Source organism: Streptomyces sp. NPDC047081, assembly GCF_040643775.1.
In the GTDB taxonomy this organism is placed as follows: domain Bacteria; phylum Actinomycetota; class Actinomycetes; order Streptomycetales; family Streptomycetaceae; genus Streptomyces.
The window spans coordinates 155,158-170,580 of sequence record NZ_JBEYUY010000018.1 but is presented as its reverse complement, the minus strand read 5'-3'; the positions used below and the strand labels follow the sequence as shown (position 1 = coordinate 170,580).

Genomic DNA, 15,423 nt, shown 5'->3' with positions numbered 1-15,423 from the left:
TAGCGTCTTTGACGTGAAGCGATCGACTCAAGCAAATCGGGTGGAACCCATGGCAGGAACCGACCGCGAGAAGGCCCTTGATGCCGCTCTCGCACAGATTGAACGGCAATTCGGCAAGGGCGCGGTCATGCGCATGGGCGACCGGTCGATGGAGCCCATCGAGGTCATCCCGACCGGGTCGACCGCGCTGGATGTGGCCCTCGGCGTCGGCGGCCTGCCGCGCGGCCGTGTCGTCGAGGTCTACGGGCCGGAGTCGTCCGGCAAGACGACCCTGACCCTGCACGCGGTGGCGAACGCGCAGAAGGCCGGCGGCCAGGTCGCCTTCGTCGACGCGGAGCACGCCCTCGACCCCGAGTACGCGAAGAAGCTCGGCGTCGACATCGACAACCTGATCCTCTCCCAGCCGGACAACGGCGAGCAGGCCCTGGAGATCGTGGACATGCTGGTCCGCTCCGGCGCCCTCGACCTCATCGTCATCGACTCCGTGGCCGCGCTCGTGCCGCGCGCGGAGATCGAGGGCGAGATGGGCGACAGCCACGTCGGTCTGCAGGCCCGTCTGATGAGCCAGGCGCTGCGGAAGATCACCAGCGCGCTCAACCAGTCCAAGACCACGGCGATCTTCATCAACCAGCTCCGCGAGAAGATCGGCGTGATGTTCGGCTCCCCGGAGACCACGACCGGTGGCCGGGCGCTGAAGTTCTACGCCTCGGTGCGTATCGACATCCGCCGCATCGAGACCCTGAAGGACGGCACGGAGGCGGTCGGCAACCGCACCCGTGTGAAGGTCGTCAAGAACAAGGTCGCGCCGCCCTTCAAGCAGGCCGAGTTCGACATCCTCTACGGCCAGGGCATCAGCCGCGAGGGCGGCCTGATCGACATGGGCGTGGAGCACGGCTTCGTCCGCAAGGCCGGCGCCTGGTACACGTACGAGGGCGACCAGCTCGGCCAGGGCAAGGAGAACGCGCGCAACTTCCTGAAGGACAACCCCGATCTGGCCAACGAGATCGAGAAGAAGATCAAGGAGAAGCTGGGCGTGGGCGTGCGGCCCGAGGAGCCGACCGCGGAGCCCGGTGCCGACGCCGCGGCTGTCACCGCTCCCGCGGACGACGCCGCGAAGGTGCCGGCTCCGGCGGCCGCCAAGGCGGCGAAGGCCAAGGCTCCGGCTGCCAAGAGCTGATCCGTGACACGACGAACCGACTGGGCCGAGTACGTCTACCCGGACGCTCCGCGGGAGCGGGGCGGGGTGGGCGACGGGGGATCTGCCGGGTCGGACGGCGATGCGCACGGGGACGCCGGGCACGGCGCGGACGGGGGATACGACCGCGCCGGGGCGTACGGCACGGGAGGCTCGCGCGGTCGGTCGTCCGAAGACGGGGCGGCCGTCGGCGGGGAGTGGCCTGACGGCGAGGCGGGGGGCGACTCCGGTTCGCCGAGGCGTGGTTCGCGTCGGCGTGCCGACGGGGGGCGTGACGGTGGTGTCCGTGGCGCGGGCGGCTCCCGGCGGGGTCGGCAGCGGCGTCGCGGAGAGGCCGCCGACGAAGACGGGGGCTTCTCCTCCTCGTCGAGGGCCGAGCAGGAGGAGACTCCGGGGGACCCGGTCGAGCGGGCGCGGGCGATCTGTCTGCGTCTGCTCACCGGGACCCCGCGGACGCGCAAGCAACTGGCCGACGCCCTGCGCAAGCGGGAGATCCCGGACGACGCCGCGGAGGAGGTGCTGTCCCGGTTCGAGGAGGTCGGGCTGATCAACGACAGCGCCTTCGCGGACGCCTGGGTGGAGTCCCGGCACCACGGCCGGGGGCTCGCCCGGCGGGCGCTCGCGCAGGAGCTGCGCACCAAGGGGGTGGACTCGACGCTGATCGACGCGGCGGTCTCCCAGCTGGACTCCGAGCAGGAGGAGGAGACGGCGCGCGAACTGGTCGCCCGCAAGCTGCGTGCCACGCGGGGCCTCGACCGCGACAAGCGACTGCGCCGCCTCGCGGGGATGCTCGCGCGCAAGGGCTATCCCGAGGGCATGGCTCTGCGGGTGGTTCGGCGGGCGCTGGAGGAGGAGGAGGGGGAGGATACGGAGTTTCTGGGGGACGAAGGGGGCTGAGGCTGGGGGCTCTGGGCACGCTGTGATGATCCGGCGGGGCGTCAGGGCGAGGGGTTCTCGATCGGAGGGCCCGTGAGACGCCGGGCGACGGCCGCCTGAGGTGGTGGGCGTCGCGAGTGAAGGTTCCGAGCTGGTGGGTCATCGGAGTCGGTGCGCGGCGAGTTGGCGCGCCTTCGGGGCGGCTGGTTCAGGAACCGACGGGTTCGCCGAGTCGCTCCGGTGTGCCGACGCTAGAGCCTTCCCTGTCGGTGGAGCCTTCTTCGGCGCGCAGCCTTACCTTGCGTTCCCGGGAGGGTGAGCTCGCTCGGGGCGTGGGTACTGTCTGCTGCCGTCGCGGAGCCGCCCGGCCCACTGCGGGCCCGCGCCGCGCAGCCACGTACAGGTTGCGTTCGTGCTCGTGCCCCGCCGCCCTTCGCCACTCCTGCCCTCGTCCTTCCGCATGCCGAAAGGCTCCCTGCCGTGTCCGACTCCGCCCAACCTCGAAGAACGGCGGCCCGAAGAGCGCCGTCCCGGAAACCACGGTTCGGGAGACCGGCCAATACCCTGGCCACCGCCACCGCCACCGCCACCGCCACCGCCACCGCCACCGCCATGGCCCTGCTGCTGAGCGGCTGTGGGTTGATGTCCGACGGCGACGACAAGGGAGCGACCGTCCAGGGCACCATCACCATCGGGTTCGTCAACGGCGGTACCACCCAGTTCCACAGGTGTCTGCAGAAAGCCGTCGAAGAGGTGGGGCGGAGCAACTTCGCGCGGATTCGTACGGCCGACTCCCGTCAGGACGCCGCGACCGAGCTGGCCAACATCGAGGACATGATCGCGCGCAAGGTCGACGCGCTGATCGTGCAGACGGTTGACTCGGAGGCGTTGAAGGCGGACATCGCCAAGGCTCGCGGCGCGGGCATCCCGATCTTCTTCACCTCTGTCGCACCGGACGACACCTCCCACATCCTGGGGGCGGTCGTCGTCGACCTGAAGAAGGTGGGGCGGCTCGACGCGGGCTGGATCCAGAAGGACGCGGCGGGCAAGCACGTGGAGGTCGGTGTCGTCGCCGGCGCTCCCGGCGCCGCCTCCGACCTCCTGGTCGGCGGATTCACCGACGCGCTGCCCGGCAACGCCCAGGTCGTGGCGAACCAACCCGGCATGTTCGACCCCGCCAAGGCGCGAACCGTCGCCGAGAAAATGATCGCGGCCCACCCCGACCTGGACTACGCCTTCGTCGCCAACGAGGAGATGGCCTTCTCCGTCCGCAAGGCCTTCGACGCGGCCGGCGCCAAGGACGTGAAGATCGTGACCGTCAACGGCACGGACGAGGGGCTGGCCGCCCTCAAGGACGGCCGTTTCTCGGCCACTGTCTCCAACTCGGCCGCGGACACCGGTGAGTTGGCGGTGACGAACGCCATCGATCTGCTGCGCGGCCGTAAGGCGGAGAAGATCGCGAAGACGCCCGCCGAGCTGATCACCAAGGCCAACGCGGACACCGCCCCGCTGTATTGCCAGGCCGACGGCTACTGAGCGGGTTCCGCCGACAGGAGCGGGAGGCCCGCCGCCTTCCACGCCTGAAAGCCGCCGACCAGGTCCGTGGCCCGGTGCAGTCCCAGCCGGTGGAGCGAGGCCGCCGCGAGGCTAGACGCGTAGCCCTCGTTGCAGATCACCACGATCCGCAGGTCATGGCTCGTGGCCTCGGGCGCGCGGTGGCTGCCCTGCGGATCGAGCCGCCACTCCAGCTCATTGCGCTCGACGACGAGGGCGCCGGGGATCAGGCCGTCCCGCTCGCGCAGGGCCGCGTACCGGATGTCGACCAGCAACGCCTCCCCGGCGAGGGCGGCGTCGTAAGCCTCCTTCGGCTCGATGCGCTCGTACCCCGCACGCACCCGCTCCAGCAACTCGTCGATCCCGACGGGCCGTTCACCCACGGCACTCACTTGCCCTCTCCTCCGGTTCCGTCGCTCACTGCCAGTCCTCCGGCCGCTCCACCTGCTCCAGCCGCAGGATCTGTCCCACCCGGCTGTAGCGGCGGATCTGCGGCAGGGGCGGGTAGTACGCGTGGACCGAGATCGCGTGTTCGTCGGTCGACTCGTTCAGGACCTCGTGGACGTGGTGGCGGCCGAAGGCGCGGCCCTTGCCGGTCGGCAGCCGGCGTTCGCGGTCCACGCCGTCCGTGAGTTCGAGGGTCTTCCAGCCGTCGGCGGGCAGCCGGGCGGCGAGCGAGTTCTCCTTCAGCTCACCGGCGGCCGTGATGAACGCGCCGACCGACTCGGCGTGGTCGTGCCACCCGGTGCCCGTGCCGGGCGGCCAGCCGATCAGCCAGGCCTCGCTGCCGCCGGGGCCTTCCAGGCGGACCCAGGTGCGGCCCTCCGGGTCCAGCGGGAGCGAGGCGATGAGTTCGGCGTCGGCGGCGGAACGTCGTACGAAGTCGAGGAGTTCGGCCTGCGTCGGCGGCGCGGCAACCGTCTTGGGCGTGGGGGCAGGAGCAGAGGCAGAGGGGGAGACAGACACGTGGCACCGTCCTGATGAGCGTTCGCGGGGCGCGCGCGGCAGCGTGGAAGGGCGGCGCGCTTGAAAGGGGGATGCGAATTCAGCAGGACGGACGACACACGCAGCCCGCATAGCGGACGAGGTCCATATGGACCCTCCGCCACAGGCGCACACAGGTGTCGGTCACGATCCGGAGTACACCATGGAGGTCGGAACCGGTCAACTCACCGTCACTATGTGGACCACACAGTGACGGTGCGTACGGCGGCCGTTGGTACGACGACCTCGACGCGTCGTTCAAAAACAGCACACTCCGTCACCGCGCCCCCGCCCCGCTCTCCGCCCTCGCCGCCCCGCCCAACGCCGCCTCCGCCGCCGAGTACAGATCCGCCGGCCGCACACCCCCCAGCGCCGCCACCAGGTGGCCGTCGGGGCGGGCCAGGAGGACCGTGTGGGCCGCCGCGCCCGGGTAGCTCTCGGCGACCAGGAGTTCCGCGGGGTGCGGCAGTGCCGCCACCGCGGCCGCCAGACGGGGCATGACGCCCGCCGTCACCCAGTGCTTGCGGTCCCACACGCCCGTGCCCGGGGCGACCAGGACGACGAGCAGCGCGCCTCGGCCCAGGCGGTCGCGCAGTCGTACGAAGGAGCCGTCCTCCGCTGTCACCCGTACGTCGGCGATCGGCGCGCCCGGCGCGGTGTCGACCGGCACCTCGCCCTCGAGGTGCCGGGGCGCGAGCGGCGAGGCGGCGTACGCCGCCGGCGCACCGAGCGCCCCGCGCCCCAAATGACCGTCCGTGAGCAGCGCGTCGTGGCCCCGGGACGCCCCGGGGACGTACGCGCGCAGCCCTCCGCCGCCGCGCAGCAGCGGCAGCACCTGGTCGGCGGCGCGCAGCCGGGCGGAGACCGCGCCGCGCCGCTCCGCCTGGTAGCTGTCGAGCAGCGCCTCGTGCGGCCCGTGGTGCCAGGCCAGCGCCAGCTTCCAGGCGAGGTTGTCGGCGTCCCGCAGCCCCTCGTCCAGCCCCTGCGTACCGAGCGCGCCGAGCAGGTGCGCCGCGTCCCCGGCGAGGAAGACCCGGCCGGACCGCCACCGGCGGGCGAGACGGTGGTGGACCGTGTGGACTCCGGTGTCGAGGAGTTCGTACGACGGTGTGGAGCCCCCGGTCCAGCCGGACAGGGTCTCCCGGATGCGGGCAAGGAGCAGCTCGGGTGTGACCAGGTCCTTGCCCGGCGGCAGCAGCCAGTCGAGGCGCCACACCCCGTCCGGGAGCGGGCGTCCGGTGACCTCCCCGGCCGAAGGTCCGGACGTCCGCCACGGCGGCATCCGATGGAGCAACGCCTGACCGTCCCACGGAAGTTCCGCGCGCAGCGCCGCCACGGCGTGTCGCTCGACCGCGGTACGGCCGGGGAAGCGAATGTCCTGCAGTTTGCGGACCGTGGAGCGCGGACCGTCGCAGCCGGCCAGGTAACTGCCGCGCCACCACGTGCCCTTGGGGCCGCGGGTGTGGGCGGTGACGCCGGAGGGCTCCTGCTCGATGGTGTCGAGGCGGCTGTCGACGACGACCTTGGCGAGCCGCTCGCCGGCCAGCGCCTCGCGCAGGGCGCCGGTCAGGACATGCTGGGCGATGTGCAGCGGGGCGGGGTCGGTGGCGTCCGCGAAGTCGACCTCGCGCATCACCTGCTTGCGCCGCAGCGACCGCCATCCGGCCCAGCGCGTACCGGCCTGCTCCATGTCCAGACCCGTCAGCCGGGCCATCAGATCGGCGGTGTCCTCGCGCAGCACGACCGTGCGCGCGGGGCGCGGTTCGTCCTTGCCGGGGCCCTCGTCGAGCACGACGGAGGGGACCTCCTGACGCGCCAGCGACAGGGCGAGCGTGAGCCCCACGGGCCCCGCTCCGACGATGATCACCGGGTCCACGGCGCGGCGCCCCCTGCCCGCGACGGTGTCCTGACGGACGTATGTGAACAGGAAGTTGGAGCAGGGTGCACGATCACAGAACGTATGCAACCCATTGCCGGTGCTTGCGTCAAGTGACGGAGGCAGTGGCGATCATGCCACTGCCTCCGGGTGCCGGTCGTCTTTTCTGATCTGCCGTCAGCTCGTCTTCTGCAGGTCCTCGTGGTCGCCCGGAGCGGCCAGTTCGGCGGCCGCGTCGGCGCCCAGCACCGCGCCCGTCGACTTCTTGCCGCGGCGCAGCCTGCCCTCCAGCCAGCTCGCGAAGCTGGTGAGCGAGAAGTTGACGGCGATGAAGATCACGGCGACCACCGTGAAGCTCGCGATGGTGTTGCCGTAGTAGCCGATCATCGTGTTCGCCGACGAGAGCAGCTCGGGGTAGGTGAGGACCGCGCCGCCGAGGGCCGTGTCCTTCACGATGACGACGAGCTGGCTGACGATGGCCGGGAGCATCGCGGTGACCGACTGCGGCAGCAGGATCAGGCGCATGACCTGGTTCTTGCGCAGGCCGATCGCCACCGCGGCCTCGGCCTGTCCCTTGGGCAGGGCCAGGATGCCGGCCCGGACGATCTCCGCGAGCACGGCCGCGTTGTAGAGCACGAGGCCGGTGACGACGGCGTACAGCGGGCGGTCGTCCGAGCTGATGTTCGTGTACTTCGCGTACAGGGCGACGCCGAAGATCATCAGGACCAGCACGGGTATGGCCCGGAAGAACTCGACCACGACCGAGGCCGGGACACGGACCCAGCGGTGGTCGGAGAGCCGTGCGATGCCGAGGACCGCGCCGAGCGGCAGCGCGATGACCATGGCCAGCGCCGCCGCCTTTAGAGTGTTCTGCAGGCCCGGCCAGAGGTACGTGGACCAGGCCTCGGTGCCGGCGAAGAACGGCTTCCAGAGGGTCCACTCCAGCTGGCCCTTGTCGTCGAGGCTGGTGTACACCCACCAGACCACCGCGGCGAGGGCGACCACGAAGACGGCCGTGAAGAGGACATTGCGCCGCTTGGCGCGGGGGCCCTGGGCGTCGTAGAGAAGGGAACTCATCGCTTCACCGCCACCTTCTTGCCCACCCAGCCGAGGATCAGGCCGGTCGGCAGCGTCAGGATCACGAAGCCCAGGGCGAAGACCGCGGAGATGGGGATGAGTTGGGCTTCGTTCTCGACCATCGTCTTCATCAGGGTCGCCGCCTCGGCGACACCGATCGCGGCGGCCACCGTGGTGTTCTTGGTGAGGGCGATCAGGACGTTCGTCAGCGGGCCGATCGACGAACGGAACGCCTGCGGCAGGACCACCAGGCGCAGCACCTGGGAGAAGCTGAGGCCGATCGCGCGCGCCGCCTCCGCCTGCCCTACCGGCACGGTGTTGATGCCGGACCGCAGCGCCTCGCAGACGAACGCCGAGGTGTAGGCGACCAGGCCGAGCACGGCGAGCCGGAAGTTGATCGTGTCGATGACCGACGAGCCGAGGCTGATGCCCAGGGTGTTGTTGAGGCCCAGTGACGTGAACAGGATGATCACGGTCAGCGGAATGTTCCGCACGATGTTCACGTAGACCGTTCCGAAACCGCGCATCAGTGGCACCGGGCCGACCCGCATCGCGGCCAGCAGAGTGCCCCAGACCAAGGAGCCGACGGCGGCGAGCAGCGTCAGCTGCACCGTCGTCCAGAAGGCTCCCAGTACGTCGTAACCTTCAAGAAAGTCGAACACGATCTCCCGCGCTTCCGCGTGTAGGGATGCCCCCGGTGCGCCACCCGGGAGGCGGCGCACCGGTCAGGCGTTGCCTCAGCTCTTGATGTCGCCGATCTTCGGCGCGGGCTCGTTCTTGTAGCCGGCCGGACCGAAGTTCTTGTCCACGGCCTTCTGCCAGGAACCGTCGGAGACCATCGCCTCGAGAGCGGTGTTGATCTTCGCCTTGAGGTCGCTGCCCTTCTTGACGCCGATGCCGTAGTTCTCGTTGGTCATCTTGAAGCCGCCGAGCTTGAACTTGCCCTTGTACTGGGACTGCGAGGCGTAGCCGGCGAGGATCGAGTCGTCCGTGGTCAGCGCGTCGATGGCGCCGTTCTGCACACCGGTCAGACACGCCGAGTACGTCGGGTACTGCTGCAGCTGGGCCTTGGGCGCCAGCTTGTCCTTGACGTTCTGCGCCGAGGTCGAACCGGTCACCGAGCACAGCTTCTTGCTGTTGAGGTCCGACGGAGACTTGATGGAGTTGTCGTCCGAGCGGATCAGCACGTCCTGGTGGGCCAGCAGGTACGGGCCGGCGAAGTCGACCTTCTGCTGACGCTCCGGGGTGATCGAGTAGGAGGCAGCGATGAAGTCGACGTCACCGCGCTGCAGCATGGTCTCGCGGTCGGCGCTCTTCGACTCCTTCCACTCGATCTGGTCCGCGCTGTAGCCGAGCTTCTTGGCGACGTACGTGGCGACGTCGACGTCGAAGCCGGAGTAGCCGCTCGGCGTCTTCTGGCCGATGCCGGGCTGGTCGAACTTGATGCCGACGGTGATCTTCTTGCTGCCGCCGGAGGAGGAACCGCTGTCCTTGTCGTTGTCGCTGGACCCGCACGCCGTGGCGGCCACGGCGAGGGCGAGCACGGCGGCCGAGGCGGCGGTGACCTTGCGGAGCTTCATGTTGGACATCCTTTGGCTGGTGAAGAGACGAGGGCCGTCGGTGGTGGGGGCTGGGCGGGCCGTCAGTGGTGGAGGATCTTCGACAGGAAGTCCTTGGCACGGTCGCTGCGCGGGTTGCTGAAGAACTGGTCCGGCGCGGCCTCCTCGACGATCCGGCCGTCCGCCATGAACACCACGCGGTTCGCGGCCGATCGTGCGAAGCCCATCTCATGAGTGACGACGATCATGGTCATGCCGTCCCGGGCGAGCTGCTGCATGACCTCCAGGACCTCGTTGATCATCTCGGGGTCGAGGGCCGACGTCGGTTCGTCGAAGAGCATGACCTTGGGGTCCATGGCCAGGGCACGCGCGATGGCGACGCGCTGCTGCTGGCCTCCGGACAGCTGTGCGGGGTACTTGTCGGCCTGCGTGGCCACGCCGACCCGGTCGAGCAGGGCGCGGGCCTTCTCCTCGGCCTGCTTCTTGTCGGCCTTGCGGACCTTGATCTGCCCCAGCATCACGTTCTCGAGCACGGTCTTGTGCGCGAAGAGGTTGAAGGACTGGAAGACCATCCCGACGTCCGCCCGCAGCCGCGCAAGCGCCTTGCCCTCCTGGGGCAGGGGCCTGCCGTCGATCGCGATCGTGCCGGTGTCGACGGTCTCCAGGCGGTTGATGGTGCGGCACAGGGTGGACTTGCCGGACCCGGAGGGCCCGATGACCACGACGACCTCGCCGCGGGCGATCGTCAGGTCGATGTCCTGGAGTACGTGCAACGCGCCGAAGTGCTTGTTGACACTCTTCAGGACGACCAGTTCTCCGGCCTCGGGTACTGCGTCTTCCTTGGCCACCGATACTTCGGTCATCGCTATCGGGCTCCGTCCTCCTCGGTTTCGGAGGACAGTAGTGAGCGCCCGCGACCAGCGTCATTACATCTGAGCGAGATCTGAGCATCACGATCCGATAGCGATCGGACACGTGTCGTAGCACTTGCGAGCGGGCCGCGTATCGGCCGGGTAACGGAAGCGACGCGGGGCCGGAACCCACTTGACTGCGTCGTCGTCCATCAGCGTGACTGCCATGATGCACACGCGCGCGTGGACGCCTTTTTTACCGATGCCGATCGTACGGCCGATGAACCGAAGGGGGCCCGGATGAGACTGCTGCTCGTCGAGGACGACAACCACGTCGCCGCCGCTCTTTCGGCTGTTCTGGCACGTCATGGCTTCGACGTCACGCACGCGCGCAGTGGCGAGGAGGCCCTCCAGGCGCTCGTCCCCGAGGGTGACGGCTTCGGTGTCGTGCTGCTCGACCTGGGCCTGCCCGACCAGGACGGCTACGAGGTCTGCGGCAAGATCCGCAAGCGCACCAGCACCCCGGTGATCATGGTCACCGCGCGCTCCGACGTCCGCTCCCGCATCCATGGCCTCAACCTCGGCGCCGACGACTACGTGGTGAAGCCGTACGACACGGGGGAGCTGCTCGCCCGGATCCACGCCGTCAGCCGGCGCACCGCCCACGAGGACGCCGCGCACGGCGAGGAGAGCGCGCTGCGGCTCGGCCCCGTGCTCATCGAACTGCCCACCCGGCAGGTCACCGTGGACGGTTCGGTTATCCAACTGACCCGCAAGGAGTTCGATCTGCTCGCCCTGCTCGCGCAGCGGCCCGGGGTCGTCTTCCGCCGGGAGCAGATCATCAGCGAGGTGTGGCGCACCAGCTGGGAGGGGACCGGGCGCACCCTGGAGGTGCATGTCGCGTCCCTGCGCGCCAAGCTGCGCATGCCGGCCCTGATCGAGACCGTACGAGGCGTCGGCTACCGGCTCGTCGCCCCCGCCTCGTAGCGTGCACGGGTGCGTACCCGACTCCTCCCGCTGCTGATCGTCCTGATGGCGGCCGTGCTGCTCGCCCTCGGCATCCCGCTCGCCGTGAGCGTGGCGGCGGCGCAGCAGCAGAAGGTCGTCGTCGACCGGATCGACGACACGGCACGCTTCGCGGCCCTCGCCCAGTTCGTCACCGACGCCTGCAGCTCGACGGCCACGTCCACCGACGAACGTCTGGAGACCCTGAGCACCGAACTCACCAGCTACTACGGCGTCTACGGCATCCGCGCCGGGGTGTTCTGCCGTACCGACATCCCCATGGCCAAGGCGCCGGCGACCTTCTTCCTGCCGGAGTCGGGCGAGGTGCGCGCGGCGTTCAACGAGGCGAGGCTCAGCCGCCGCAGCCACGACCCCAAGCAGGTGTGGCCCTGGCAGCGCAACCGCCTCGTCGTCGCCTCGCCGGTGATCCGGGACGGTGACGTCGTCGCGGTCGTCGTCACCGACTCGCCCACCGGGCCCATGCGTTCACGGATCCTGCACGGCTGGCTGATCATCGGCCTCGGCGAGATCGCCGCGATGCTGCTCGCCGTCGGCGCCGCGCTCCGGCTCACCGGCTGGGTGCTCAGGCCCGTACGGGTCCTGGACGCGACCACGCACGCGATCGCCAGCGGCCGGCTGAAGTCCCGGGTCGCGGCCGCCGGCGGGCCGCCGGAACTCAGACGCCTGGCCCGCGCGTTCAACGAGATGGCGGACAACGTCGAGGACGTGCTGGAGCAGCAGCGCGCCTTCGTCGCCGACGCCTCGCACCAGCTGCGCAACCCCCTGTCGGCGCTGCTGCTGCGCATCGAACTGCTCGCGCTCGAACTGCCGGAGGACAATGAGGAGATCGCATCGGTCCGCACCGAGGGCAAGCGCCTCGCCGAGGTCCTGGACGACCTGCTCGACCTGGCCCTGGCCGAGCACACCGAGGCCGACCTCAGGATCACCGACATCGGCGCGCTGACCGCCGAGCGCGTCGCCGCCTGGACACCGACCGCCGAGGCCAAGGGCGTACGGCTGCTCGGGGACTGCCCGCCGACCACCGCCTGGGCCGACCCGGTCACCCTCTCCAGCGCCCTGGACGCGGTGATCGACAACGCGGTCAAGTTCACGCCCGAGGACGAGTGCGTGCGGGTCACGGTCGCGGCCGACGGCGCCAACTCGACGGTCGTGGTCAGCGACAACGGTCCGGGCCTCACCGACGAGGAACTCGCCCGCGTCGGCGACCGCTTCTGGCGCAGCGGCCGACACCAGAACATCAAGGGCTCCGGCCTCGGCCTGTCCATCACCCGCACCCTGCTCGCCGCGGGCGGCGGCTTCATCTCGTACGGCCATCACGAGCCGCACGGGCTGACGGTGACGGTGTCGGTGCCGAGGTCGCCGACGTCGTAGAAGCGTCCCTCGCGGGTTGAGGGCTCCTGACGGCTTGACCGTCTCCTACGGCTTGACGGAGCGGTAGTAGCGCCGCGCGCCCTCGTGCAGGGCCAGCGGGTCCGTGTAGATCGCCGTGCGCAGGTCGACGAGCTGGGCGGAGTGCACGTGGGCGCCGATCTCGTCGCGGCTCTTGATCACGGCGCGGGTCACCCACTCGGTGAGCCGGGGATCGATGTCCGTGCGGGTCATCAGCAGGTTGGCCACCGCGATGGTCGGCACGGCGACACCGTTCTGGATGCTGGGGTAGGCCGACTCCGGCATGTTGGTCGCCCGGTAGTAGCGGGTCGCCCCGCCCTGGGCGTGCAGCTTGGCGACGAGGTCGGCGCCGATCGGCACGAACCGGAAGGTGAAGGAGTCCGCGAGGTCCTGGATGCCCTCCGTCGGCAGCCCGCCCGACCAGAAGAAGGCGTCGATCTTGCCCTCCTTCAGATGCCCGGGACCTACGTCGATGCCATCGGCTTTCGGCGTGATGTCCTTCTGCGCGTCGATGCCGGCCGCCTTGAGCACCCGCTCGGCCATCAGCCGCACACCGGAGCGGACCGGCCCTATCGCCACCCGCTTGCCCCGCAGGTCAGCGACCGACTTGATGTCCGAGTCGCGCGGGACGATCAGCTGCAGATAGTCGTCGTAGAGCCGCGCGACACCGCGCAGCCGGTCGGCTCCCGGGTGGTTCGCGGCGAGTTCGTACGTCTCCACCGCGTCCGCGGCGGCGATCGTGAAGTCGGTCCCGTCGGTCGCCAGGCGCTTGACGTTCTCCTGCGAACCGTCGCTGGTCAGCAGCTTGACCGTCAGGTCGGGCATGTCTTTGCGGAACGCCTTGCGCAGCCGCTCGCCGTAGTCCTGGTACACCCCCGCCTTGGTCCCCGTGCTGAACCGGATCGTCCCGCTCGGCGGAGCCTCGCCCAGCGGCAGCAGCCACCACACGAGCAGCCCGAGAACGACGAGGCCGGCGGCCGCGCCCTGCAGGGCCCGGCGCCTGCCGATCCGGGCGAGCACACTGGACATGCGGGCGATCCTGCCAGCCGGGGCGCGGTGCTGACCAGGGCAGGGGTCACAGGGCCACGGCACTCGACGGTCGAGGACGGGCGTCCGGGACCGTCATGGGCGATGGGCTCGGAGATGTCAGGCGACGGACGGGACTGTCAGTGGTGATCGATACAGTCGCCGTATGAGCTCATCGCCCGCCGATCTGGTCCGCCAGTTCCACCTCGCCTTCGGGCTCGACGCCCGCACCACCCCGACCGAGGTCTCGCCCCGGCTGGCCGCACACCGTGGTGAGCTGCTCGCCGAGGAGGCCGCGGAGGTGGCCGAGGTCTCCGTCACCGGCCCCCTCGACCGGCTCGCGCACGAACTGGCCGACGTGGTCTACGTGGCGTACGGCACGGCCCTGGTCCACGGCATAGACCTCGACGCGGTCATCGCGGAGATCCACCGCTCCAACATGACCAAGCTGGGCCCCGACGGCAGCGTCGCCCGCCGTGAGGACGGCAAGGTGCTCAAGGGGGAGCACTACGAGGCGCCGGACGTGTCGGCGGTGCTGCGCCGCCAGGGCTGGATCCCCGGCGGCGCATGAGCCCTACGGCGTGCCGGCCAGCTTCCACTCGCGGTGCAACGCGCCCAGCGGGACGTCCCGTTGGAACACCGGAGTGCCGAAGACCGACAGCTGGATGCGGAGGGTGCCGGTGAGGTCCACGCCGCCGTAGACCGCCCAGGTCGCGGTGGCTGCGGGGAAGCCGGCCGAGGCCTCGCCGCGGATGTACGGGGCGAGGTCGGCGACGACGCCCACCGCGCCGTACAGACCGACGGAGGCCTCCGCGCCCAGGGCCGCCTTGACGTTCCCGGCGGTCGTCAGGGACGTGCGGACCGGGGTGCTCGTCAGGTCCGACGAGCTCACCGGCGTCCAGCCCTGGGCCGGGCCGAAGGTGCCGCCCGCCTTGAAGGCGCCCTTGACGTCCTGCGAGACGTCGACCGTGACGCTGCCGTCGCCGCTGATCTGGAAGTAGCAGGTGAGGTCGAGGTTGACGACGACGGGCACCGGGCCGACCTGGAGCACGGGATCGGCGTGCAGCTTGGCGAAGGGGATGCGGACCGGGGTGCCGGTGGAGGCGGCCGCGCGGCCCTTCAGGGACCAGCCCGAGGTCCAGTCACCCGATACGCCCAGGTAGGCGGAGGCGGGCGAGGCTCCGGCGCCCTCACCGCCGTACTTGAAGTCGACCTGCGGGGCGACCTGCACATAACCGGAGACGGAGGCCTTGGCCGACACGGGCGCGCCCGCCGCCGTGGGCACCTCGGCCTTGACGTCCAGCCGCAGACTGCCGAGCGGCACGGTGGCCCCCTCCGGGTCCACATGGACGTCGCCGGTCTTCGACCAGGAGACGCTCACGTCCGGCAGCAGCTTGTCGACGTCGAAGGCGGCGGGGTCGACCGGCACGGCGCCCTTCGCCGTGCTGTCGCCGAGCACGGAGTCGAGGGTGGCGGGCTCGGTCTGCACCTCCGTGCCCTCGCCGGTCTCGCCCAGCACCTTGGTGACCTTGGCCAGCAGCCCGTGCGGGGCGCCGGGCGCGGGGGCACTGGCGATGACGTCACCGACGGCGGCGCGGTGCGGGGTGGCGCCGGCGGTGGGGGAGGGCGAGGAACTCGCGCCCTCCTTGGGGGAGATGACGGCGCGTCGGGTCTTGCTGTCGTACGAGCGGACGCTGAGCGTCGTCTTGTGGGCCGCCCGGGTGCCGGCACCGCCGCCGGGGTGGGCGGCGGCCGTGGCTGCTCCGGCGGGGGCGGCCGCGACGGCCAGCGAGTGGTCCGCGGCGGCGCTCGTGCCGGTGTCGTGGGCCTTCGCGCTCGGTCGGGCGGTGGTGTGGTCGGTGGCCTGCTGCGGCGGGGAGGAGCAGCCCGCGGCGAGGAGGAGGGCGGCGGTGGCCAGAGCAGGCATGAGGGCATGCGAAAGCCGCTTGCGTCTGCGCAAGGTCAGTCCTGAGGGTGGGGGGTGACAGGAAAGTACCCGCGAGTTCTACC

The 15,423-nt window shown here is 70.6% G+C and carries 16 protein-coding genes; 6 read left to right on the top strand and 10 right to left on the bottom strand.

Annotation, left to right across the window (positions count from 1 at the left end; all coding sequences use genetic code 11):
* Window positions 1-49 precede the first annotated feature (49 nt).
* From recA to ABZ848_RS30745, 3 genes are all read left to right on the top strand, one after another.
* A complete protein-coding gene (recA, locus tag ABZ848_RS30755; protein ID WP_360837144.1) occupies window positions 50-1,177 on the top strand; it encodes a recombinase RecA in 1,128 nt (375 codons plus the stop codon).
* Window positions 1,178-1,180: 3 nt separating this feature from the next.
* Window positions 1,181-2,092, top strand: a complete 912-nt coding sequence (recX, locus tag ABZ848_RS30750; protein WP_360837142.1) for a recombination regulator RecX — start codon at window positions 1,181-1,183, stop codon at window positions 2,090-2,092.
* 621 nt (window positions 2,093-2,713) lie between these two features.
* A complete protein-coding gene (locus ABZ848_RS30745) occupies window positions 2,714-3,607 on the top strand; it encodes a sugar ABC transporter substrate-binding protein (RefSeq protein WP_360837193.1) in 894 nt (297 codons plus the stop codon).
* Here ABZ848_RS30745 and ABZ848_RS30740 read toward each other — a convergent pair.
* The 8 genes from ABZ848_RS30740 to ABZ848_RS30705 all read right to left on the bottom strand — a co-directional run bounded on the left by ABZ848_RS30740 (window position 3,601) and on the right by ABZ848_RS30705 (window position 9,984).
* Window positions 3,601-4,017 (bottom strand): rhodanese-like domain-containing protein, encoded by a 417-nt coding sequence (locus ABZ848_RS30740; RefSeq protein ID WP_360837141.1) that lies wholly within the window; start codon window positions 4,015-4,017, stop codon window positions 3,601-3,603. The two genes, ABZ848_RS30745 and ABZ848_RS30740, sit on opposite strands and share 7 nt — an antisense overlap.
* A 25-nt stretch (window positions 4,018-4,042) precedes the next feature.
* Window positions 4,043-4,591 (bottom strand): cysteine dioxygenase, encoded by a 549-nt coding sequence (locus ABZ848_RS30735; protein WP_360837139.1) that lies wholly within the window; start codon window positions 4,589-4,591, stop codon window positions 4,043-4,045.
* A 79-nt stretch (window positions 4,592-4,670) separates the two neighbouring features.
* On the bottom strand, window positions 4,671-4,742 hold the full coding sequence (locus ABZ848_RS30730) for a putative leader peptide (protein WP_309544753.1): 72 nt from the start codon (window positions 4,740-4,742) through the stop codon (window positions 4,671-4,673).
* Window positions 4,743-4,886: 144 nt separating this feature from the next.
* Window positions 4,887-6,485: an FAD-dependent monooxygenase gene (locus ABZ848_RS30725; RefSeq protein ID WP_360837137.1), complete on the bottom strand. Its 1,599-nt coding sequence runs from the start codon at window positions 6,483-6,485 to the stop codon at window positions 4,887-4,889.
* 177 nt (window positions 6,486-6,662) lie between these two features.
* On the bottom strand, window positions 6,663-7,562 hold the full coding sequence (locus ABZ848_RS30720) for an amino acid ABC transporter permease (RefSeq protein ID WP_360837136.1): 900 nt from the start codon (window positions 7,560-7,562) through the stop codon (window positions 6,663-6,665).
* Window positions 7,559-8,224 (bottom strand): amino acid ABC transporter permease, encoded by a 666-nt coding sequence (locus ABZ848_RS30715; protein WP_360837134.1) that lies wholly within the window; start codon window positions 8,222-8,224, stop codon window positions 7,559-7,561. The genes ABZ848_RS30720 and ABZ848_RS30715 overlap by 4 nt, the downstream gene beginning before the upstream one ends.
* Before the next feature lie 75 nt (window positions 8,225-8,299).
* On the bottom strand, window positions 8,300-9,142 hold the full coding sequence (locus ABZ848_RS30710) for a glutamate ABC transporter substrate-binding protein (protein ID WP_360837132.1): 843 nt from the start codon (window positions 9,140-9,142) through the stop codon (window positions 8,300-8,302).
* Between the two features lie 62 nt (window positions 9,143-9,204).
* Window positions 9,205-9,984: an amino acid ABC transporter ATP-binding protein gene (locus ABZ848_RS30705; RefSeq protein WP_360837130.1), complete on the bottom strand. Its 780-nt coding sequence runs from the start codon at window positions 9,982-9,984 to the stop codon at window positions 9,205-9,207.
* 288 nt (window positions 9,985-10,272) lie between these two features.
* Here ABZ848_RS30705 and ABZ848_RS30700 point away from each other — a divergent pair, with 288 nt between their 5' ends.
* Both ABZ848_RS30700 and ABZ848_RS30695 read left to right on the top strand, forming a co-directional pair.
* Window positions 10,273-10,959 (top strand): response regulator transcription factor, encoded by a 687-nt coding sequence (locus ABZ848_RS30700; RefSeq protein ID WP_360837129.1) that lies wholly within the window; start codon window positions 10,273-10,275, stop codon window positions 10,957-10,959.
* Between the two features lie 9 nt (window positions 10,960-10,968).
* Window positions 10,969-12,369 carry a HAMP domain-containing sensor histidine kinase gene (locus ABZ848_RS30695; protein WP_360837127.1) on the top strand — a complete coding sequence of 467 codons (1,401 nt, stop codon included), beginning with the start codon at window positions 10,969-10,971 and terminating at the stop codon, window positions 12,367-12,369.
* A 45-nt stretch (window positions 12,370-12,414) separates the two neighbouring features.
* Here ABZ848_RS30695 and ABZ848_RS30690 read toward each other — a convergent pair whose 3' ends face one another.
* Window positions 12,415-13,416: a TAXI family TRAP transporter solute-binding subunit gene (locus ABZ848_RS30690; protein ID WP_360837125.1), complete on the bottom strand. Its 1,002-nt coding sequence runs from the start codon at window positions 13,414-13,416 to the stop codon at window positions 12,415-12,417.
* Between the two features lie 163 nt (window positions 13,417-13,579).
* Between ABZ848_RS30690 and ABZ848_RS30685 the strand changes: the two genes are divergently transcribed.
* A complete protein-coding gene (locus ABZ848_RS30685) occupies window positions 13,580-13,984 on the top strand; it encodes a MazG nucleotide pyrophosphohydrolase domain-containing protein (protein WP_360837123.1) in 405 nt (134 codons plus the stop codon).
* Window positions 13,985-13,987: 3 nt separating this feature from the next.
* Here the strand turns inward: ABZ848_RS30685 and ABZ848_RS30680 are convergent, their stop codons facing one another.
* Entirely contained in the window at window positions 13,988-15,340 is a 1,353-nt protein-coding gene (locus ABZ848_RS30680; RefSeq protein WP_360837122.1) for a hypothetical protein, read from the bottom strand.
* Between the last annotated feature and the right edge of the window lie 83 nt (window positions 15,341-15,423).